The sequence below is a fragment of the Pseudoalteromonas sp. P1-9 genome (genome assembly GCF_001399975.1).
Classification (GTDB): Bacteria; Pseudomonadota; Gammaproteobacteria; order Enterobacterales; family Alteromonadaceae; genus Pseudoalteromonas.
In genome coordinates this window covers 1-1,141 of record NZ_LKBD01000104.1, presented here as the reverse complement: position 1 = coordinate 1,141, position 1,141 = coordinate 1, and the positions used below count along the sequence as shown (strand labels likewise).

Annotated in this window: 1 pseudogene; it reads right to left on the bottom strand. The window is 40.2% G+C overall.

The features are described from left to right. Nucleotides 1-6 precede the first annotated feature (6 nt). Nucleotides 7-1,078: pseudogene (locus tag AN214_RS21715) on the bottom strand (IS3 family transposase). Nucleotides 1,079-1,141 lie beyond the last annotated feature (63 nt).

Below are 1,141 nucleotides of genomic sequence, written 5' to 3'. Positions count from 1 at the left end.
TTCTGGTCAACTCCAGCCGGACACTTTTCTTAAAGAATTTTCATACTCAACTGGTGACTGATCGTTATTAGCTGAGTGCAGCCTTTCCAGATTGTAATACTTCATATATTCAGCAACATCATTTTTCATGTGCTCACGCGTTGGTTGAGCCACTTTTAGCAACCAATCATGCTTCAAGCTACCAAAGAACCTTTCAACAACTGCGTTATCCCAACAAGCTCCTACATCCCCCATGCTTGCTCGCATACCAAACTGCTTTAACAGATTGCGGTATCGCTTACTCGTATATTGAGAACCCCTGTCAGAATGGAACACCAAACCCTTGGCTGGTTTTCTCACGTTATAAGCTTTAATCATGGCTTTCATCACTAAATCAGTCGTCATACGTTTATCAATATGCCAGCCCAAACCTGATTGGGGGCTACTGGATTAAAGTTCTGGTTCAACAAATTATTTGCTACTGCATCAGAGTGCTTACGCTTGGTTGTCACTTTATAAGCCACTCGTTGTTTAACCACTAAATTGAGCTTCGCCATTAACTTTCTGGTTCGATAGCGCGTTATTTTAAAACCTTCTTTGCGTAAGTTCTTACATAACTCACGATAGCCTAAACTTTTTCTGCTGCGTTTAAACAGTGCTTTAGCTCTGCGATAAAGGTGCAAATCTTCGGCCGTTATAAGCTTTGCTGGACGGCTCCGCCATGCGTAATAGCTTGAACTACTCACCTTCATCGCTGCACATAATTTAATAACGCAATAAGCTTGGCTATTCTCTTTGATGAATTGGTACTTTACTTCATTTCTCTCGCAAAGAAGGCGCTGGCCTTTTTTAAGATCTCTTTCTCCATTTTGAGATCTTTGTTTTCTTTTCTCAGGCGTTTTAGCTCTGCTCGCTCATCTTCATTGAGTGAATTGCCAGCTTGTTGCTCTTCTAGTTTAGCTTTCCAGTTATAAATAAGTTTGGTTGTTATCCCTAAAGAGGCTGCGGCCTCTGAAACTGAATAGCCTTGCTCTGTTACCAAAGCAACAGCTTCTTGCTTAAATTCAGTTGTATAAGATTTATTTTTACGTTTTGTCATTTAACACCTCAATATTAGAACATTGTCCATTATTAAAGTGTCCGGCTCAATTAAACCAGTTCA